Source organism: Micromonospora fulviviridis (assembly GCF_014648395.1).
In the GTDB taxonomy this organism is placed as follows: Bacteria; Actinomycetota; Actinomycetes; order Mycobacteriales; family Micromonosporaceae; genus Micromonospora; species Micromonospora fulviviridis.
Genome location: NZ_BMRA01000012.1, coordinates 145,481 through 163,606, shown reverse-complemented (window position 1 = coordinate 163,606; position 18,126 = coordinate 145,481). Strand labels below are relative to the sequence as shown.

Annotated in this window: 15 protein-coding genes; 10 read left to right on the top strand and 5 right to left on the bottom strand. The window is 73.7% G+C overall.

The window, feature by feature from the left end; translation table 11 throughout:
- Positions 1–11 precede the first annotated feature (11 nt).
- A complete protein-coding gene (locus IEY96_RS27460; protein ID WP_189197698.1) occupies positions 12–2,450 on the bottom strand; it encodes a penicillin-binding protein in 2,439 nt (812 codons plus the stop codon).
- A gap of 401 nt (positions 2,451–2,851) precedes the next feature.
- Here IEY96_RS27460 and IEY96_RS27455 point away from each other — a divergent pair, with 401 nt between their 5' ends.
- Positions 2,852–3,172 (top strand): WhiB family transcriptional regulator, encoded by a 321-nt coding sequence (locus IEY96_RS27455; protein WP_107075389.1) that lies wholly within the window; start codon positions 2,852–2,854, stop codon positions 3,170–3,172.
- Positions 3,173–3,194: 22 nt separating this feature from the next.
- On the opposite strand, the gene bagB is transcribed toward IEY96_RS27455, so the two are convergent.
- From bagB to IEY96_RS27440, 3 genes are read right to left on the bottom strand one after another with little or no spacing between them, the layout of a single operon-like run.
- Positions 3,195–4,346 (bottom strand): ArsA family ATPase, encoded by a 1,152-nt coding sequence (bagB, locus tag IEY96_RS27450; protein ID WP_189197697.1) that lies wholly within the window; start codon positions 4,344–4,346, stop codon positions 3,195–3,197.
- Positions 4,347–4,400: 54 nt separating this feature from the next.
- A complete protein-coding gene (bagA, locus tag IEY96_RS27445) occupies positions 4,401–5,375 on the bottom strand; it encodes an ATPase BagA (protein ID WP_189197696.1) in 975 nt (324 codons plus the stop codon).
- 26 nt (positions 5,376–5,401) lie between these two features.
- Positions 5,402–5,983 carry an Rv0361 family membrane protein gene (locus IEY96_RS27440; RefSeq protein ID WP_189197695.1) on the bottom strand — a complete coding sequence of 194 codons (582 nt, stop codon included), beginning with the start codon at positions 5,981–5,983 and terminating at the stop codon, positions 5,402–5,404.
- Positions 5,984–6,326: 343 nt separating this feature from the next.
- On the opposite strand from IEY96_RS27440, the gene IEY96_RS27435 reads away from it, so the two are divergent.
- The 7 genes from IEY96_RS27435 to IEY96_RS27405 all read left to right on the top strand — a co-directional run bounded on the left by IEY96_RS27435 (position 6,327) and on the right by IEY96_RS27405 (position 14,128).
- Positions 6,327–6,776: a hypothetical protein gene (locus IEY96_RS27435; RefSeq protein ID WP_189197766.1), complete on the top strand. Its 450-nt coding sequence runs from the start codon at positions 6,327–6,329 to the stop codon at positions 6,774–6,776.
- 62 nt (positions 6,777–6,838) lie between these two features.
- Positions 6,839–7,003: a Sp36 family protein gene (gene sp36 / locus IEY96_RS27430; protein WP_091316921.1), complete on the top strand. Its 165-nt coding sequence runs from the start codon at positions 6,839–6,841 to the stop codon at positions 7,001–7,003.
- Positions 7,000–7,461, top strand: coding sequence for a RidA family protein (locus tag IEY96_RS27425; protein WP_189197694.1), 462 nt, complete (start codon positions 7,000–7,002; stop codon positions 7,459–7,461). The genes sp36 and IEY96_RS27425 overlap by 4 nt, the downstream gene beginning before the upstream one ends.
- Before the next feature lie 118 nt (positions 7,462–7,579).
- Entirely contained in the window at positions 7,580–8,410 is an 831-nt protein-coding gene (locus tag IEY96_RS27420) for an MBL fold metallo-hydrolase (protein WP_189197693.1), read from the top strand.
- Entirely contained in the window at positions 8,407–11,988 is a 3,582-nt protein-coding gene (locus IEY96_RS27415; RefSeq protein WP_189197692.1) for an adenylate/guanylate cyclase domain-containing protein, read from the top strand. The genes IEY96_RS27420 and IEY96_RS27415 overlap by 4 nt, the downstream gene beginning before the upstream one ends.
- A 106-nt stretch (positions 11,989–12,094) precedes the next feature.
- Positions 12,095–12,577 (top strand): hypothetical protein, encoded by a 483-nt coding sequence (locus tag IEY96_RS27410; RefSeq protein ID WP_189197691.1) that lies wholly within the window; start codon positions 12,095–12,097, stop codon positions 12,575–12,577.
- A 30-nt stretch (positions 12,578–12,607) separates the two neighbouring features.
- Positions 12,608–14,128: a serine/threonine-protein kinase gene (locus tag IEY96_RS27405; protein ID WP_189197690.1), complete on the top strand. Its 1,521-nt coding sequence runs from the start codon at positions 12,608–12,610 to the stop codon at positions 14,126–14,128.
- On the opposite strand, the gene IEY96_RS27400 is transcribed toward IEY96_RS27405, so the two are convergent.
- Positions 14,115–14,582 (bottom strand): hypothetical protein, encoded by a 468-nt coding sequence (locus IEY96_RS27400; RefSeq protein WP_189197689.1) that lies wholly within the window; start codon positions 14,580–14,582, stop codon positions 14,115–14,117. The two genes, IEY96_RS27405 and IEY96_RS27400, sit on opposite strands and share 14 nt — an antisense overlap.
- A 253-nt stretch (positions 14,583–14,835) precedes the next feature.
- On the opposite strand from IEY96_RS27400, the gene IEY96_RS27395 reads away from it, so the two are divergent.
- Both IEY96_RS27395 and IEY96_RS27390 read left to right on the top strand, forming a co-directional pair.
- A complete protein-coding gene (locus IEY96_RS27395) occupies positions 14,836–16,620 on the top strand; it encodes an alpha/beta hydrolase (protein ID WP_189197688.1) in 1,785 nt (594 codons plus the stop codon).
- 289 nt (positions 16,621–16,909) lie between these two features.
- Entirely contained in the window at positions 16,910–18,112 is a 1,203-nt protein-coding gene (locus tag IEY96_RS27390; protein ID WP_189197687.1) for a GH25 family lysozyme, read from the top strand.
- The last annotated feature ends 14 nt before the right edge of the window (positions 18,113–18,126 follow it).

Here is an 18,126-nt window from a genome sequence, read left to right as displayed (position 1 = left end):
GTCTGCTCGGGTCAGCCGCGTGGTCGGCCCGGTTTGGTGGGACCGGCCGGCGGCGGGACCACGGGGCCCGTGCCGGTGCCGGGCTTCGGCTGGCCGCCGCCGGCGCTGACCTCGATGGTCACCACGCCGCCCTTGATGGTGCGCCCGTCCGGGCTGGTGCCGGCCGCGGTGTCCACCGGGCATTCCGACGGGGTCTTCTGGCTGGCGACCACCGGCTCGAATCCGGCGCCGCGCAGCCGCGACTTGGCGGTCTCGATGGACTCGCACTTCACCCCTGGAATCGCGCGTTGGTCACCCTCGATGATCTTCCCGCTCGGCGGGGTGAAGTTGATCCGCTCCTTGCCCACCATGGCGTCGCGCAGCGTCTGGTAGACCGCCGGGTTGATGCCCCACGGCACCTCGTTGTGCCTCATCCGCTGGTTGGTCTGCGCCCAGTCCGGGTCGGCCTGGATGCCGGCCACCGCGTACTGCTTGGTCATGGCGACCAGCGCGGAGGTCTTGTCCCCGTCGGTGGTGCCGGACTTGCCGGCCACCGGGGCGTTGACGACGCCCCGGACGTTGCGGGCGGTGCCGTTCTTGCACTTCGAGGTCGAGGAGTGGTCACCCACCGGGCAGCGAGCCGCGTCCACGGCGGCCCGGGCCACCTCGGTGCTGATCCGCTGCTCGCAGTGCGGGTTGGCGATGTCCAGCTTCTCGCCGTCCGGGCCGCGGATCTCCTGCACCGGGATCGGCTCGCAGTACTTCCCGTCCGCGGCCAGGGTGGCGTACGCGTTGGCCAGTTCCAGCGGGGTGGTCTGCGAGACGCCCAGGGTGAACGCGCCCCACTGGTGCGCGGCGTCCTTGTTGGCGGCGAACTTGGCGTCGTTGGCCGCCCGGAAGGTGATGCCGAGCTTCTGCGCGGCCTTCACCACGTTCTCCGCGCCGACCCGCTGCTGGAGGTCCACGAAGAAGGTGTTGACCGAAGCGCCGAAGGCGCTCCACATGTTGTGCACGCCGGCCATCGACTTCGAGGCGTTCTGCGGGCAGTAGAAGTGCGTACCCGGGCAGGCGGCATCGTTGCCCGAGTCGATGATGTATTCGGACTTGAACTGCGGCTGCGCGTTGATGGTGTAGCTGAGCGGGTAGCCCTTCTCCAGAGCCGCCACCAGCGTGAAGATCTTGAAGGTCGAGCCGGCCTGGTAGCCGGTGATGCCGGCGCCACCGCTGATCAGGGGGTTCACCGTGTTCGGGCGGTTGCCCCGGATCTTCTTCGCGGCCTTCTTCGGGTCGCTGGAGATCTTGTTCTGCGGGTGATCCGGGTCGTCGAGCTTGAAGTTCCGGTTGACCGCGATGGCGCGGACCCGCCCGCTGCCCGGTTCGATGGCGGCCACCATCCGGGCGGCCGTGGCGTCCTCGCTCAGTTGGTTGCGGACCGCCTTGTCGGCGCCCCTCTGCGCCTGCACGTCGAGCGTGGTGGTGATGGTGTAGCCGCCGCTCTTCAGCCTCCGCTCCCGGTCGTAGGAGGTGGAGCCGAAGGTCTCCTGCTGGAGCCACCAGCGGTAGAAGTAGTCGCAGAAGAAGCCCCAGGACCGGGTGTTGGTGGCGACGCAGCCGTTCGGGGTGCGCTTCTTCGCCACCTTCAGCTTGATCTTCTTGGCCTGGTCGGCCTGCTCCTGGGTGATGGCGCCGATCTGCACCATGTTGTTGATGACATAGTCGCGCCGGTCGACCGCCTGGGGGTAGCCGATCGGGTTGGTGGGGTCGAACGCGGTCGGCGCCTTCACCATGCCGGCCAGCATGGCCGACTCCTGGATGTCGAGCTTGCTCGGCGGCTTGTTGAAGTAGACCTGGCTGGCGGCGTAGATGCCGTACGCGCCGTTGCCGAAGGCGGCGATGTTCAGGTAGCGCCGCAGGATCTCGTCCTTGGAGAGTTCCTTGTCGATCTGGAGCGCGTAGCGCATCTCGCGCAGCTTGCGCGCGCTGGTGTCCTCGGTCGCGGCGACCACGTCGGCCGGGTGGGTGGCCGAGTAGGAGATGGCCAGCCGGACGTACTGCATGGTGAGCGTCGACGCGCCCTGCCGCTGGGCCCCGGACTGGTTGTTGACGAACGCCCGGGCCACGCCGTTGAGGTCCACGCCGTTGTGCTTGTAGAAGTCGTGGTCCTCGGCCGCGATGATGGCCTTCTGCATGATCGGCGCGATGTCCTTGAGTTCCACGTCGCGCCGGTTCTCGTCGTACATCGTGGCCAGCGGGGTCTTGCCGTCGGAGGCCAGCAGGTAGGTGATCTGCGGGGCCCGGGCCACCGTCAGTTCCTTGGGCAGAGCGCCGAAGGTCTCGGCTCCCGCCTTGGCGGCAAGTCCGGACATCGCCACCGCGGGGAAGGCCGCCGCTGCGACCACCACGCCGGCCAACAGGCCACAGATGAGTAGCGATGCGGCGTTGGTCAGCACGTTGTGGTCACGTTTCCGCATCCAGGTCACCTCGACAGGGTACGCGAGTAGGGAACGAGGGGCGCGCGGGGAAGTTTCCCCATTTCCTGCGCGCGCCGACCTCGTTGTGCTAAACGCACGAACCCCGGTGCGTGGTTGCGTGAAACCTGGCAGAAGTCTCCTCCGAACGGGGGAGCGGCGCAGCGTTTTCACGTTCTCGGGCCGGGTAGACGGCGGGCGAAGGCCCGGGAAGCCGGGAGTGTCCGGAATGATGGATTTCGCCGACAACGTTGCGTAATCGGGCGACTACACAGCATGATGGTGGCGGCGACAGCAGCCACACGTCGTCCGCGCCGCCTGGGGAGGCCGGCCCGGACGACCGGGGGGAATTCGACGGCTGGTCGCGCGAAGTCGGTAGGTACTGCAAGGGGGGACGTGTACAGATGGGCATGATCACTGACTGGCCGTCACTGGCGGCGTGTCAGAACGGGGACCCGGACGCGTTGTTCGTACAGGGCGCCGAACAGAACGTGGCGAAGAGGATCTGCCGGAGCTGCCCAGTTCGGTACGAGTGCCTGGCCGACGCGCTCGACAACCGGATCGAGTTCGGTGTGTGGGGTGGCATGACCGAACGCGAGCGCCGGGCGTTGCTGCGCCGTCACCCGCAGGTGACCAGCTGGCGCAAGATGTTCGAGGCGGCCATGAAGAAGAACGCCAGGGAGAAGGCCGGTCGGGACAAGGTCCTCGTGACCACGGCCAACTGACCGGCGCGCCGGCCGGCGGTGCTCACCGCCGGCTGATCGCCTCGCCGATCGTCCGCAGCCCGTCGACGTCGTGCACGTCGGCGGGCTGCGCCGTCACCGACACCGCCGGCACCTCCGGGAACGCCTCGGTGAACCGGGCCGCCACCCGCTGCTCGCGTACCGCCTGCTCGGCCAGCGCGGCGTGCGCCCGCAGCACCTCGGCGGTGCTCTCGTGCCCGCCCGCGGAGGCCAGCCGCTCCGCGGCGGCCAGGCTGTCCGCCGCGGACAGCTCCGGCACCGCCGGCCGGTGCACCCGGTTGAGCACCAGGCCGGCCAGCGGCATCCGCTCGGAGCGCAGCCGGCCGGCGAAGTAGGCGGCCTCCCGGACCGCGTCCGGCTCCGGCGCCGCGACCAGCAGGAACGCCGTCTCCCGGGCCTGGAGGATGCGGTACGTCTGCTCGGCCCGCTGCCGGAAACCGCCGAACATCGAGTCCAGCGCGGCGACGAAGCCGGACAGGTCGGTGAGCAGCTGCGCGCCGAGCACCTTCTGCACCACCTTCGAGAACATCCCGAAGCTGGCCGTCACGAAGCTGAACATGCTCCGCCCGCCGCTGCGGGCCGGTGCGAGCAGCAGCCGCAGCATCCGGCCGTCGAGGAAGCGGGAGAGCCGGGCCGGCGCGTCCAGGAAGTCCAGCGCCGAGCGGGACGGCGGGGTGTCCACCACGATGAGGTCCCACTCGCCCCGGGCGTGCAGCTGGCCCAGCTTCTCCATCGCCATGTACTCCTGCGTGCCGGCGAAGGTCGAGCTCATGGCCTGGTAGAAGGGGTTCGAGAAGATCTCCGCGGCCTTCGCCGGATCGGTGTGCTGGAGCACCACGTCGTCGAAGGTGCGCTTCATGTCGAGCATCATGGCGTGCAACTGGCCGCCGCTGTCCTCGACGTCGATCCCCTTGACCTGGCGCGGCGTGTTGTCCAGCTCGGTCAGGCCGAGCGACTGGGCCAGCCGGCGGGCCGGGTCGATGGTGAGCACCACCGTCCGCCGGCCGTGCCGCTCGGCCGCCCGCAGCGCCAGCGCCGCCGCGGTGGTCGTCTTGCCCACTCCGCCCGCCCCGCAGCAGACCACGATCCGCACGCCCGGATCGGCGAGGATCTGGTCGACGTCCAGCGGTGGCGCCGCGTCTTCGGAAGGCACCAATCGAGCGTATCGGTCTCGAGGGTGTCTCTGCTCCGTGCCGGCCGCAGGTGTGAGTCAATCCGCCCGGACGAGCGTCTCGGCCAGCGTCTCGAGCCCCGCCCGGTCGACCCCGGCAGGCAGCAGCGGCACCTCGGTCAGCGGCAGGCCCAGCTCCACCAGCTCGGCGCGGAGCGAATCCTCCAGCTCCCGGCGTACGTGCTGGTCGCGGGCCTCGGCGGCGAGGCCGGCCACGGTCCGGGCGTCGGTCGGCAGGCCGGCGGCGGCCAGCCCGCGCTTCAGCTCGGCCGCGCTCACCGGACGGCCGGCCGGCACCGGGGGACGGGCCCCGTTCACGATCACCCGGCCGATCGGGAAGCCGAGCTTGGTCAGCTCGGCGATCGCGTCGACGGTCTCCTGGACCGGCATCTCCTCCAGCAGCGTGACCACGTGCACGGCGGTCATCGGCGACCGGAGCAGCGCGGAGACGCCCTCGCTCTGGGTCTTGATCGGACCGACCTTGGCCAGGCGCGCGGTCTCCGCCGTGACGTTGAGGAAGCGGCCGATCCGCCCGGTCGGCGGCGCGTCCAGCACCACCGCGTCGTACACCCGGCGCTGCCCGCTGGTCCGGGTGGTCGCCTCCTTGACCTTGCCGGTGAGCAGCACGTCCCGCAGGCCTGGCGCGATGGTGGTGGCGAAGTCGATGGCGCCCAGCTTGCGCAGCGCCCGCCCGGCCGCGCCGAGCTTGTAGAACATGTCCAGGTACTCGAGGAGCGCCTCCTCGGCGTCCACCGCCAGGGCGCGCACCTCGCCGCCGCCCGGTGCGTCGGCCAGGTGTCGTTCCTCGTAGGGCAGCGGGTCGGTGCCGAAGAGCTGGGCGATGCCCTGCCGCCCCTCCACCTCGACCAGCAGGGTGCGCCGCCCGCCGACGGCCAGCCCGAGGGCCAGCGCCGCCGCCACGCTGGTCTTGCCCGTGCCGCCCTTGCCGGTCACCACGTGCAGGCGGGCCGGCCATCTGCCGGCGGACTCGGCCGGCTGCTCAGTCGCTGCCACCCGTCGAGCCTATCCAGCCGCCGGGGTCAGGCGACCTCGCAGACCCACCAACCCGTCTTCCGCACCACGGTGAAGCGCAGCTCCTGGTCGGCCACCTTCTCGTCGGCGGTGGTCATGGTCACCTTGGTGCTGACCGTGGCCCGGTCCCCGGTCTGGTTGTCCACCTTCGGGCTGGTCCACCGGAACCGCGGGTTCTGGTACTGCCCCGCGTACTTCCGCACCTCGTCGACCTTGGCGGCGATCTTGTCGTCGTCGCGCGACGCGGAGCAGACGAAGGTGGCCGCCTTGCGGGCGTCCCGGTCCTGGTAGACCGCGGTGAGGAAGCCGTCCACCGCGACCGTCGGCTCCTTGGCGCCCTGGCCGTCCTCGGCTTGCCGCAGGGTGAAGAACGCGGCCGTGCCGCCGCCCCCGCAGAGCAGGATCGCCGCGCCCAGCACGATCGAGGCGATCAGCAGGCCGCGCCGCTTCTTCGGGGCCGCCGGCTGCGGGTACGGCGGGTAGCCGGGCGGGGGCAGGGCCCCGGGGGCCGGCGTGGCGCCGGCGGGTGGCTCCTGGTGTGCGGGACCTCCGGGCGAGCCGGCGGCGCCACCGATGGGCGGTTGGGTCATGTGCTCCCCCGGAGTGCGGCGCGCCGTCGCCGCCCCAGGCGACGGACACGTGATCGAGCGTGGCGGGCGAACGTGGGCGCTCGTCCAGACCGGAAGGGTAGCGGTCGGCGGGCGGCTTGCCAGCCCCGCGTCCGCCGCGCCGCGCCACACCGGACGTGAAGCCGCCGTCGCATTCCGGATCAGCAATGTGTCGCATATGTGACTGGAGGTGATCAGCCGTGCGCGTCCCGTTGCCGGGACTCCGCGCAGGTCCTACGTTCGTCGCGACGCGGGGGCCGGACCGGGCAGGGTTCCGAGCCGGATGGTGGTGACTGTGAACAGGTACGAGGCCCGGAGGCAGCGGATGCGCGACGCGGAGAACATTCCCCGAGCCCAGTTCTCCCCCGGTGAGCGGGCGGGACGGCCCGGCGACGCCGAGGGGCCCGGTACGGGAGTGCCGTTCAACGAGCGGTCCTACCGACCGCCGGCCGAGGTGCTGCGCACCCTGGTCCGGCCGGGCGGGCGGGGCCGGGACGAGGACGAGCCCGGCTACGTCATCCACCTGCCGGTCCGGGTCCCCGACCTCGCGGCGGCCACTGCGCTCGCCGGCACCGTGGCCACCTCGCTGGGCTTCCTCACCGAACTCGACGCCGGCGAGACGACCGTCTCCACGGCCGACGACCAGAACAACCGGCACCGGGTCTTCTGCGACCTGCTGCTGCCCGACCGCACCCGGTGCCCGCAGCGCTACGACCACGAGGGCCCCTGCGGCGAGCCGTCCGGTACGCCCGAGCAGCGTCCCGCGTCCCCGTAGCGGCGCCGGACCGTAGGCTGTGCCTGACCGCAGTCCATGTCAGGCAAGGGAGCCTTCACCCGATGCAGAAGTGGGAATACGCCACGGTCCCGTTGCTGGTCCACGCGACCAAGCAGATCCTCGACAACTGGGGCGAGGACGGCTGGGAGCTGGTCTCCGTGGTTCCCGGCCCGAACCCGGAGCAGCTCGTCGCCTACCTGAAGCGTCCGAAGGGTGCCGGGGCATGAGCAACGGACCGCACGCGAAGCTCGCGGAACTCGGCCTGACCCTTCCCGAGGTGGCGGCGCCGCTGGCCAGCTACGTGCCGGCCGTCCAGTCCGGGCAGCACGTCTACGTCTCCGGCCAGCTCCCGCTCGCCGAGGGCAAGCTGCTCGCCACCGGCAAGGTCGGCAACGGCGTCTCCGCCGAGCAGGCGAAGGACCTGGCGCAGCGGTGCGCGCTGAACGCCCTCGCCGCGATCGACTCGCTGGTCGGCCTGGAGAAGGTCGTCAAGATCGTGAAGCTGACCGGTTTCGTGGCCAGCGCGCCCGGCTTCACCGGCCAGCCCGGCGTGGTCAACGGCGCCTCCGAGCTGTTCGGCGCCGTCTTCGGCGAGGCCGGCCGGCACGCCCGCAGCGCGGTGGGCGTGGCCGAGCTGCCCCTCGACGCCCCCGTCGAGGTCGAGGTCATCGTCGAGGTGGCCTGACGCTCCGTACCCGCGATCTTGCGGTTGCCGGGCGGGCAGACAGCCCGCAGGGGGACATAACACCTGGCGGAGCCGCAAGATCGCGGGGAGTGGCGGGCGGGGTCGTACGATCGCTGCCATGGGTGGGCGTGTGACCGGAGCCGCAGCCGCGCTCGCGGACGAGCTGCCGGAGTGGGTGACGCTGGTGCGTGCCCCCAACCCCGGGCCGATGACGCTCGACGGCACGAACAGCTGGGTGCTGCGCGCCCCGGGCGCGGCGCACGCCGTGGTGGTCGACCCCGGCCCGGCCGACGAGGAGCACCTGGCCGCGCTCGCCGCGCACGGCCCGATCGGCCTCGTGCTGATCACCCACGGGCACGCCGACCACACCGAGGGCGCGCCGCGGCTGAGCGAGCTGCTCGGCGGCGCCCCGGTCCTCGCCGTCGACCCGGCGCACACCGTGAACGGCGCGCCGCTGACCCGGGACACCGCGCTCGACGCCGGCCTGGAGATCCGCCCGCTGACCACCCCTGGGCACACCGCCGACTCGGTCTGCTTCCTGGCCGGGCACGGCGACGAGCGGGTCGTGCTCACCGGCGACACCATCCTCGGGCGGGGCACCACCGTGGTCGCCCACCCGGACGGGCACCTCGGCGACTACCTGTCGAGCCTGGAGCTGCTCGCCACGTACCGGGGGATCCCGGCGCTGCCGGGGCACGGCCCGGCGCTGGCCGACTGCGGCGCGGCGGCCGAGTTCTACCTGGCCCACCGGCGGGCCCGGCTCGACCAGGTCCGGGCGGCGGTCGCCGCCGGCGCGACCACCGCGCCCGAGGTGGTCGAGCGGGTCTACGCGGACGTCGACCGGTCGCTGTGGTGGGCCGCCGAATGGTCGGTCCGGGCCCAGCTGGAGTACCTCGGCGTGACCACCCGGGAATCCGGCGCCGGGGGTGCGGGGTTGGAGCAACCGTGACCTGCCCGGTGTGTGGCACCGTCGCCGTACCCGGCGCGCGGTTCTGCCACAACTGCGGGGCCGCCCTGCCGGCCGCCGCCACGCTGCCCGCCGCCGAGCGGCGGGTGGTCACCGTTCTCTTCGGTGACCTCTCCGACTTCACCTCCTGGTCCGAGGACCTCGACCCGGAACGGGTCGGCGCGGTCACCGACCGGGTGCTGGCCGCCCTGGCGGGCGCGGTCAAGACCTTCGGCGGGCACGTCGACAAGCTCACCGGCGACGGGATCATGGCGGTCTTCGGCGCGCCGGTGGCGCACGAGGACGACGCCGAGCGGGCCGTCCGGGCCGCGCTCTCCATGCAGCGGGCGGTCCGCCGGGTGCTCGACGACGAGCGGGGCGGCGGCGCGCCGCTCGGCCTGCGGGTCGGGCTCAACACCGGCGACGTGATCGCCGGCATCCAGGCCGCCATCGAATACACCGTCATCGGCGACACGGTGAACACCGCCGCCCGGCTCGCCGACGCCGCCGCCGTGGGCGCGGTCTACGCCGGGGCGCGCACCTCCGCCGCCACCCGGCACGTCGCCTCCTGGCGGGCGCTGCGCCCGCTGCGGCTCAAGGGCAAGCGCGAGCCGGTCGAGGCGTACGAGCTGCTCGGCCTGTTGGACGCGCCGGGCACCCGGTCCGGCCTCGGCGACGAGGCGCCCTTCGTGGGCCGGGAGACCGAGATCGGCCGGATCGCCGGCCGGCTCGCCGAGGTGATCGACCGGAGCGAGCCACGGGTGCTGCTGATGACCGCCGAGGCGGGGATCGGCAAGTCCCGGTTCGCCGCCGAGGTGGAGCGTCTCGCCGCCGGCTACGACGTCGGCGCCGGCCGGTACGCCGCGCACACCGGCGCCCGGGTGCTCTCCGTCCGCTGCGCCGCGTTCGGCGAGCGGCGCCGGCTCGCTCCCCTCGCCGACCTGGTCCGGGCGGCGGTCGGCCTCCCCAACGACGCCGCCACCGCGCTCACCCGCCCGGCCGTCGAGGAGCGGCTGCGCCGCCTCGGGCAGCGCCTCGGCCGGCTCCCCGGCGACCCGCCCCCGCTCGCCGTGGACCAGCTCCTGGCCCTGCTCGGCTACGCCGAACTTCCCGCGGCCAGCGAGAACGGCGAGTGGAACGTCGCCGCCCCGCCGGCGGACGCCGAGGCGGTGCCCAACGCGGTCGCCGAGCTGCTCAGCGCGCTCGCCCTGGAGGCGCCGCTGGTCATCGTGGTGGACGACCTGCACGACGCCACGGCCGAGACGATCAAGGCGCTCGCACTGACCCTCAACCGGCTCAGCGGCCCGGTGCTGGTGCTGCTGCTCGGCCGGCCCGAGCTGGTGCGGACCGCCGGCGCGCTGACCCGGGTCGCGGACGCCGAGGTCCACGCGCTGCCCCCGCTGCGCGGCGCCGACGCCTCCCGGCTGCTCACCAGCTATCTGAGCGGCGGCAAGCTGTCGCCGGCCGACGCGGACCGGCTGCTCGCCACCGCCCAGGGCAACCCGTTCTACCTGGCCGAGCTGGTCACCCTGCTGATGGAGCGCGGGGCCCTGACCGCCGGCCCGGGGCGGGACGCCAACGTCGGCTGGCGGCTGGCGCCCGGCTCGCTGGGCAGCCGGCTGCTCTCCCGGGACCTGGCCGCCGTGCTCGCGGCGCGTATCGACGCGCTGCCGCAGGACGCCCGCTCGGTGCTGCGGGACGCCGCGGTGGTCGGCGACACGGTGCCCGGCGGCACGCTGGAGGCGCTGCGCGAGCAGCGCGTCGGGCGGGACGGCCGGCCGGCCGCGGTGGCCGCGGTCGAGCTGGACCGGGCCGTGGAGGAGCTGCTGCAACGCCGGATGCTGCACCGCACCCGCACCGGTTTCGCCTTCGCCACCCCGCTCATGCGGGAGGCCGCGTACGCCGGGGTGAGCAAGGCCGAACTGGCCGAGCGGCACGCCGCGCTGGCCCGCTGGGCCGCCCCGGAGAGCGCCGACGGCGCCACCGCCCCGCCCGGCGCGTTCACCGAGTCCGCCCGGGACGACTTCGTCGCCGAGCACGTCGAGCGGGCCGCCGCGCTCGCCGACGCGGTCAAGCTCCGTCCGGACGCGCCGGCCCGGGCGGTGGTCCCGCTGGGCGTCGCCGCGCTGGGCCGGGCCGCCCGCCGCGCGCTGCGGTCGGGGGAGCCGGCGATGGCCGTCGAGTACGCCGAACGCGCCGCCGAGCTGGCCCGCGACAGGGTGCCGCTGGCCGATCGGGTGGTGCACGCCCGGGCGCTGCTCCAGATCGGCCGCCCGGCCGACGCGCTCGCCTTCGCCGAGAAGATCGCCGCCAACGCCGGTGACGCGGCGGCCACCCGGACCAGCGCGCTGCTGCTGGCCGGGCAGGCCCACCAGACGCTGGGCGACGCCGCCCGGGCCGAGCGGAGCTGGCAGGAGGCGTTGCAGGTGGCCACCGCGGCCAACCTGCCCACCCTGCGCGCCTCGGCGATGCGCCGGCTCGGCATGGCCGACTTCATCGCCGGCCGCCTGGGCCAGGCGAGCAGCCGGCTGGCCGCCTCCTACCAGGTCAGCCTCGCCGCCCGGGACCCGCGCGGGCAGGCCTGGTCGTTGCAGAACCTGGCCTGGGTGTCCACCACCCGGGGCGACTTCGCCGGCACCGACGCGGTGCTCGGCCGGGCCGCCCGGCTCTTCGCCGAGCTGAAGGACCCGTACGGGCGGGCCTGGCTGCGCGGCACCACCGCGTTCGCCCGGCTGCTCGCCGGCCGGCTGCGCGAGGCGTGCCGTCTGGCGCAGGTGTTCCTGCCGTTCGGCGAGCGGGTCGGCGAGGCGTGGGCGGTGGGCACGCTCCGCGCCGTCGAGGCGTACGCCACCGCCGAGCTGGGTGAGCTGGGCGAGGCGGACCGCGCGGCGCGCCGGGCGTACCGGGAGTTCGCCGAGGTCGGCGACGACTGGGGTCAGGGCTTCGCGCTGGTCGTGCGCGGGGTGGTGGCGCGCGGGCTGGGCGAGCCGGAGCACGCCGCCGACCTGCTCACCGACGCCCTCGCGTACGCCGATCGCACCGCGCACCCGCTGCTCACCGGGATGGCCGGGACGCTGCGCGGATTCGTGGCGCTGGACATGGGCGACGCCGAGACCGCCGAGCGGGAGGCCCGGTCGGTGCTGACCACTGTGGAGCCCCACAACCCGCAGGCCCCGGCCCAGGTGGGGCCCCGGGTGCTGCTCGCCGTGGCCCGGCTCGCGGCCGGCGATTCGGCGACCGCCGTGGGGTTGCTCGCCCCGGTCGCCACCGCCGCCGCCAACACCCCGTCGCTGCTCTTCTCCCGCCGGCAGACCATCGCCCGGTACGCGTCCGCGCTGCTGGCCCACGGCCAGCGGGAGCAGGCGCTGGACTGGGCGCAGCGGGCGGTGTCCGCTCCGGCCGAGGACGTGCGCAGCCAGGTCGTCGCGCGGATGGTGCTGGCCGAGGCGCTCTCCGCCTGCGGCCGTCCCGCCGAGGCGCTGGCCAGCGCCGAGGAGGCGGTACGGCTGGCGTACGCCACCGAGCAGCGCAGCGAACGGGCCGTCGCCGACGCGCTCCGCGCCCGCCTCGCCGGGCACTGATCCCGCCCCCAGTTCTGCCGGTTCCGGGGATGTGTCCGTCGGAGGGGGCGGTTAGCGTGGGGGCCAGGGCCGTCCACGCCGACGGCCGCGGGTTGGGGAGGAACGGATGAGGCTGCCGCGCTCCGGCGCCGGCTGGACGATCGCGGTCTTCGGGCTCCTGGCGCTGGTGCTCGGCGCCCTGGGGCTGATCTGGCCGGAGACGCAGCTCCGCCTGCTCGGCTTCGAGGTGCCGGCCGAACGCGCCCCCGGTGACTACACCGGCACGTTCCTCACCGCGTCCTCGATGGCCTCGTTCAACATGGGGGTCTACTACCTGCTCGCGGTGGCCACCGAGTGGCGGCCGTTCTACCGGTTCACCGTCTGGTTCCGCCTGGTCACCTTCACCGTCTTCAGCATCGCGGTGCTCTCCGACGTCGCCCCGGACCGGTTCTTCGGGGTGGCCGCCTGGGAGGGCCTGGGCGCGGTCGCGACCGCCGTGGGCCTGTGGTGGGATTCCCGCCGGGCGGCCACCGGGTCGGCCGGGCCGGGTGCTGCGGACGACACCGTTCCGGGCCCGGGCGCGGTGCCGGCGACCGACGCGGTGCGCTGAGCGACCGGGACTGTTGGGTATTTTCGAGCCGTGACCGAGACCCCGCCCGGCGCCCTGCGGCTGCCCATCGTGCCCGGTCTGACCGACCTGGAGGTCTTCGCCCGGGGCGGCTACGCCACCGTCTACCGGGCCACCCAGATCTCGGTGGGGCGCGAGGTCGCCGTGAAGGTGGAGAACCGCACGCTGGCCAGCGAGCGGGACCAGGCGCGCTTCCTGCGTGAGGCGCGGGCGGCCGGCAAGATGTCCTCCCACCCGCACGTGGTGGACCTCTTCGACGTCGGGGTCACCGTCGACCAGCACCCCTACCTGATCATGGAGCTCTGCGACGGCTCGTACGCGGAGCGGATGCGCCGGCGCCCGTTGGGCGCCGTGGAGGCCCGCGATCTCGGCGTGAAGATCGCCGACGCGCTGGCCCACTCGCACGCGGCCGGGGTGCTGCACCGGGACGTCAAGCCGGCCAACATCCTCTACTCGCACTTCAACCCGGCGGTGCTGGCCGACTTCGGCCTGGCGGTGCTGGCCGAGGTGCGCGACGCCTCGGTCACCCTGGAGGTGCTCACCCCGGCGTACGCGCCGCCGGAGATGTTCAGCCACAGCCCGCCCAGCCCGGCCGTCGACGTCTACGCGCTATGCGCCACCCTCTACGCGGTGATGCACGGCCGCCCGCCGCGCTGGCAGTCCGAGCGCAACCCCAGCCTGGTCACCGTGCTGGAGATGTTCCAGCAGCCGATCCCCGGCCTGCCCGGGGTGCCCGACGAGCTCGTCGACGTGCTGCGGCTGGGCATGGCGAACGACCCGGGCGAGCGCCCCTCCGCCGTCGAGCTGCGCGGCCTGCTCGCCGCGCTCCCGCTGGACCCGGCCGCCGCCCCGGTGAGTGGCGCGCCCTACCCGGGTGCCCCGGTCAGCGGCGGTCCGACCACCGGCGGCAACCCGCTGAGCCGCACCGGCCAGCCGGGGCCGCGCCCGCCGTCGGAGGACACCCACCCGACCGTGCCGACCCGCGGCCGGCGGTGGCCGCGCCGCTGGTTCCTCGGCGGTGCGGGGGTGCTCGCGCTCGCCGCCTCGGCCGGCGCCGGGGCGTGGCTGGCCGGCGGTGCGCCGCCCGTGGTGTCGCCGACGCCGGTGGCCAGCGGTGCGGTCGAGCCGTCCGGGGCGAAGGTGCTGCCCGGCTGCGCGGCGGGCGACGTCCGGCTGCCGGCGGGCGCCCACTGCGCGTCCGAACTGGAGTGTTACGGCCCGGTCCGGCTGCGCCGCGACCGGGCCGAGGCGACCCGGGTGCCCTGCGACGGCCGGCACACCTGGGAGACCTACGCCGAGGGCGACCTGCCGGCCGCGCTGGCCGGGGCGGGCCACGACGCGGTCGTCGCCGACCCGGCCATCCAGCAGGTCTGCAACCTCAGCACGTTCCGGCTGGTCAGCGGAATCCGGCAGGCGACCGGCTGGAACCTGGAGGTGCTGCCACCGGCCGGCACGGAGCTGGACCGCACCTACCGGTGCCTGGCGGGGCGGGGCGTGGACGCGCTGGCCGTGCCCACGCTCACCGGTCGCTGACGCCGTTCGCCGTCCGCCGTTCCCGCACCGCCCGGGGGTCGAGCGTCGCCAGGGTGTCGGCGTCACCCGCGTAGCCGCCGGCGGGCGTGCGGAGCTGCCGTACCGCCCGGGGGTCGATCGCCTCCAGGGTGTCGGCGTCACCCGCGTAGCCGCCGGCGGGCGTGCGCAGTTGCCGCACCGCCCGGGGGTCGATGGCCTCCAGCGTGTCGGCGTCCACTCCGTACCCGGCGGGGGCCGGCCACTCCTCGGCCGGGGCGTCGGCACGGGGAGGGGCCTGGCGGGCGGCGGTCACCGTCACCCCGGCGACCATGCCGAGCAGGACACAGATCAGGGCCAGCACCACCGACAGGATGCCGGCGGGGCGCCACACCACCAACGTGACCAGCGCCGCCACCGCCGCCAGCGATGCGGCGACGGCCTTGACCCGCGCATCGGGCTTCGGGAACGAACTCACCCGACAAGCATGGCCCAGCGCGTCGACCTGTCAACCGCGGGGTTGGGACGGCTTCCCGTCAGAAGCGTTCCCCCGCGGCTCACTCTCCCCGTTGGAGGGCTAAAAGCGTCGATCGAGAAAAATTCGTTACATCAATCGGCAATCTGTCGCTTCTGCCCGCGTTTGACGGGCGGCTCCGGTTGGGCTTGATCCCTAAAGTGACGGGGGTCGAGGTCTCCTCGACGGACCCCGTTCCCCACCGGAAGGCAGCCACATGCCACGTGCAATCCGGTCCCTCACCGCAACAGGGATCGCCGGCCTCGTCCTCGCCGGATCGGCGGTCGCGCCGGCCGCGGCCGCGGCCCGCACGCCGCAACCGCCGACGTACGACCGGACCAGCGCCGCCGAGGCGCGCCGGGTCGACCGCGTGCCGACGCCGAAGCTCGACTGGTACGCCTGCTACGACTACGCCGAGTGCGCCACGGTCCGGCTCCCGCTGGACTACGACAACCCGAAGGGCGCCACCACCGAGGTGGCGGTGCTCCGGGTCAAGGCCCGCGACCAGCAGCACAAGATCGGCAGCCTGTTCCTCAACCCGGGCGGCCCGGGCGGCTCCGGCACCAGCATCGCGCTCGCCGCGCCGTACTTCCTCGGCGACGATCTGCTCGACCGCTTCGACATCGTCGGCGTCGACCCGCGCGGCGTCGCCGCCAGCGACAACGTCAAGTGCTTCCCGTCGGTGAAGGACCAGACCCGGGCGTACGCCGGGCTGAACGTCGCCTTCCCGTACACGAAGGCCGAGGAGAAGGCGTACGTCGCGGCGTCGAAGGCGGTCGGCAAGGGCTGCTCGACCACGGGCCGGCCGCTGACCGGCGCGGCGTCCACCGCCGAGGTGGCCCGTGACATGGACGTGCTGCGCCGCGCGGTCGGCGACAAGAAGCTCAGCTACCTCGGCTTCAGCTACGGCACCGCGCTCGGGCAGTACTACGCCAACATGTTCCCGGACCGGTTCCGCGCCCTGGTGGTCGACGGTGTGCTCAACCCGAACGCCTGGGTCGGTCAGGGGAAGGCCCGCAACCAGCTCCAGGAGACCCGGCTGCGCAGCGCCGACGGCGCCTACCGCGCGCTGCACGAGATCCTGGTCCGGTGCGCCAAGGCCGGTGCCGAGAAGTGCGCGCTGGCGTCCGGCGGCGACCCGGTCGCCGCGTACGAGACGGTGGCGCAGCGGCTGCGCAAGAAGCCGCTGGTGGTGGACGACCCGGACCTCGGGCAGTTCACCGTCAGCTACGCCGACTTCGTGAGCGCGACCCTCGGCAACCTCTACGACCCGAACGGCTGGCAGTACATCGTGGAGCTCACCGGCGAGCTGCTGGTGCTGACCGACCCGGCCGCGGCGGCGCCGGCCCGGGCGCAGGCGCGCACCGAGGTGGCCCGCCGGGCCGCCCAGGCCCGCCAGCAGCGCGGGTACGACTTCCCGTACGACAACGGGCTGGAGACGTTCCTGACGGTGGACTGCACCGACGCGTACCACCCGAAGAGCGCGGACGCCTGGCCGGCGCTCTCGGCCAAGGAGGACAAGCGGGCGCCGTACTTCGGGCGGGCCTGGGCCTGGGGCACCGCGCCCTGCGCCCGCAACACGTGGACCGTGCGCGACGAGGACGCCTGGACCGGCCCGTTCGACCGGACCACCGCCGCCCCGGTGCTGGTGGTCGGCAACTACTGGGACCCGGCGACCAACTACCAGGGCGCGGTCAGCTCGGCCCGGCTGCTGCCGAACAGCCGGCTGCTGAGCAGTGACAGCTGGGGGCACACCGCCTACGGCACCTCGGCCTGCGTGACCGGCGCGGTCGACGCGTACCTGCTCAAGGGGACGCTGCCCGCCAAGGGCACGCTCTGCACCGGCGACGCCCAGCCGTTCCAGGACGAGCCGGCGGCCACGCGGGCGGCGGCGTCGAAGAGCGACCTGGCCCGGGCCGGTGAGCCCGGCCGGGGCGAGCCGAAGCGGCTGCCGCCGGTGGTCGCCCCGCTGCCGGCGGTCGGCACGCTGACCGTCCGCTGACGGACCCCCGGGGTACGGCGGATGATCGGGCATCCGCCGTACCCCGGGCCGGACGGCACGCAGCGGATCGCCGTCCCGGGTGGGGAATCGCCGGCGTCGATCGGTCGGGACATCGCACTGCCGGTTCGGCGGGTTAGAGTACGGCCGCACCTCCGCTGCGGCCGATCCCCGGCCCGAACGCGAGGAGCGCTCCGCCGCCGTGATCCGCCCCTCTGGCGAACGGCGGCCCTCGACCTCCCGAGCAAGGAGATTCTCGACAGCCATGTCAAGAAGATGGATCTCTGTTCTGATGTCCGCCGGGCTCGCGCTCGGCGCACTCGGCATGTCCCAGCCGGCCAGCGCGGTCGACGCCGCTCCCGACGGTGGTGGCCGGGCGAACGCCGGCGTCAAGCCGGGCGCGCGCACCACCTCGGCCACCGCGAGTGCCACCATCCCGGCCGGCTACACGATCCGCGGGATCGACGTCTCCAGCCACGACCACAACCTCGGTGCCATCGACTGGCCGGGCGTGGCGGCCAACGGCTACAAGTTCGCGTACGTCAAGGCCACCGAGGGGCAGACGTACCGCAATCCCTACTTCGCTCAGGACTACGCGGCGGCCAAGGCCGCCGGCCTGCTCGTCGGCGCCTACCACTTCGCCCGCCCGGACGGGCGTGACCCGGTCACCGAGGCGAACTTCTTCATCGACAACGCGCAGTTCGCCAAGGACAGCCAGACGCTCGTGCCCATGGTCGACATCGAGTGGCCGTACTGGAGCGGCGCGCCGACCTGCTACGGGCTGAACACCACCGAGATGTCGAACTGGATCCGGTCCTTCACCGACCAGGTCCAGGCCCGCATCGGGCGACCGGTGATGATCTACACGAACACCAACTACTGGAATCCGTGCACCGGCAACAACGCCACCTTCGGCGCCAACCCGCTGGACATCGCCGGCTACACCAGCACCCGCCCGCCGCTGCCCGCGGGCTGGACGACCGAGACCATCTGGCAGTACGCCGCCGGCGACCCCGGCACGCCCGGTAGCTACAGCCAGAACGTGTTCAACGGCGACTACGCGGCCCTCACCCGGCTCACCGGCGCTCCGGCTGCCGCGGCGCCGATCGCCCTCCGCGCCCGGGTCAACAGCCGCTACGTGGTGGCCGAGAGCGCCGGAGCCAAGCCGCTCATCGCCAACCGGACCGCGGTCGGGCTGTGGGAGCAGTTCGACCTGGTCGACGCGGGTGGCGGGTTCGTCGCCCTCCGCTCGCGGGCCAACGGCCGGTACGTGGTGGCGGAGAGCGGGGGCGCCAAGTCGCTGATCGCCAACCGCACGTCGATCGGCGCCTGGGAGAAGTTCACCGTCGTGAACAATTCGGACGGCAGCATCAGCCTCCGGGCCAACGCCAACGGCCGGTACGTCGTGGCGGAGAACGCCGGCGCCCTGCCGCTGATCGCCAACCGCACGTCGATCGGGCCGTGGGAGAAGTTCGACAAGACCGCCACGTCCTGAGCCGCCGCCGTTGC

Excerpts from the sequence above, each read along its gene's own strand:
- IEY96_RS27460 (WP_189197698.1), bottom strand. The coding sequence starts at position 2,450 with ATGCGGAAACGTGACCACAACGTGCTGACCAACGCCGCATCGCTACTC.
- IEY96_RS27435 (WP_189197766.1), top strand. The coding sequence starts at position 6,327 with ATGCGCGACGCGGAGAACATTCCCCGAGCCCAGTTCTCCCCCGGTGAG.
- IEY96_RS27395 (WP_189197688.1), top strand. The coding sequence starts at position 14,836 with ATGCCACGTGCAATCCGGTCCCTCACCGCAACAGGGATCGCCGGCCTC.
- IEY96_RS27440 (WP_189197695.1), bottom strand. The coding sequence starts at position 5,983 with ATGACCCAACCGCCCATCGGTGGCGCCGCCGGCTCGCCCGGAGGTCCC.
- IEY96_RS27425 (WP_189197694.1), top strand. The coding sequence starts at position 7,000 with ATGAGCAACGGACCGCACGCGAAGCTCGCGGAACTCGGCCTGACCCTT.
- sp36 (WP_091316921.1), top strand. The coding sequence starts at position 6,839 with ATGCAGAAGTGGGAATACGCCACGGTCCCGTTGCTGGTCCACGCGACC.
- IEY96_RS27390 (WP_189197687.1), top strand. The coding sequence starts at position 16,910 with ATGTCCGCCGGGCTCGCGCTCGGCGCACTCGGCATGTCCCAGCCGGCC.
- IEY96_RS27410 (WP_189197691.1), top strand. The coding sequence starts at position 12,095 with ATGAGGCTGCCGCGCTCCGGCGCCGGCTGGACGATCGCGGTCTTCGGG.
- IEY96_RS27420 (WP_189197693.1), top strand. The coding sequence starts at position 7,580 with ATGGGTGGGCGTGTGACCGGAGCCGCAGCCGCGCTCGCGGACGAGCTG.
- IEY96_RS27455 (WP_107075389.1), top strand. The coding sequence starts at position 2,852 with ATGGGCATGATCACTGACTGGCCGTCACTGGCGGCGTGTCAGAACGGG.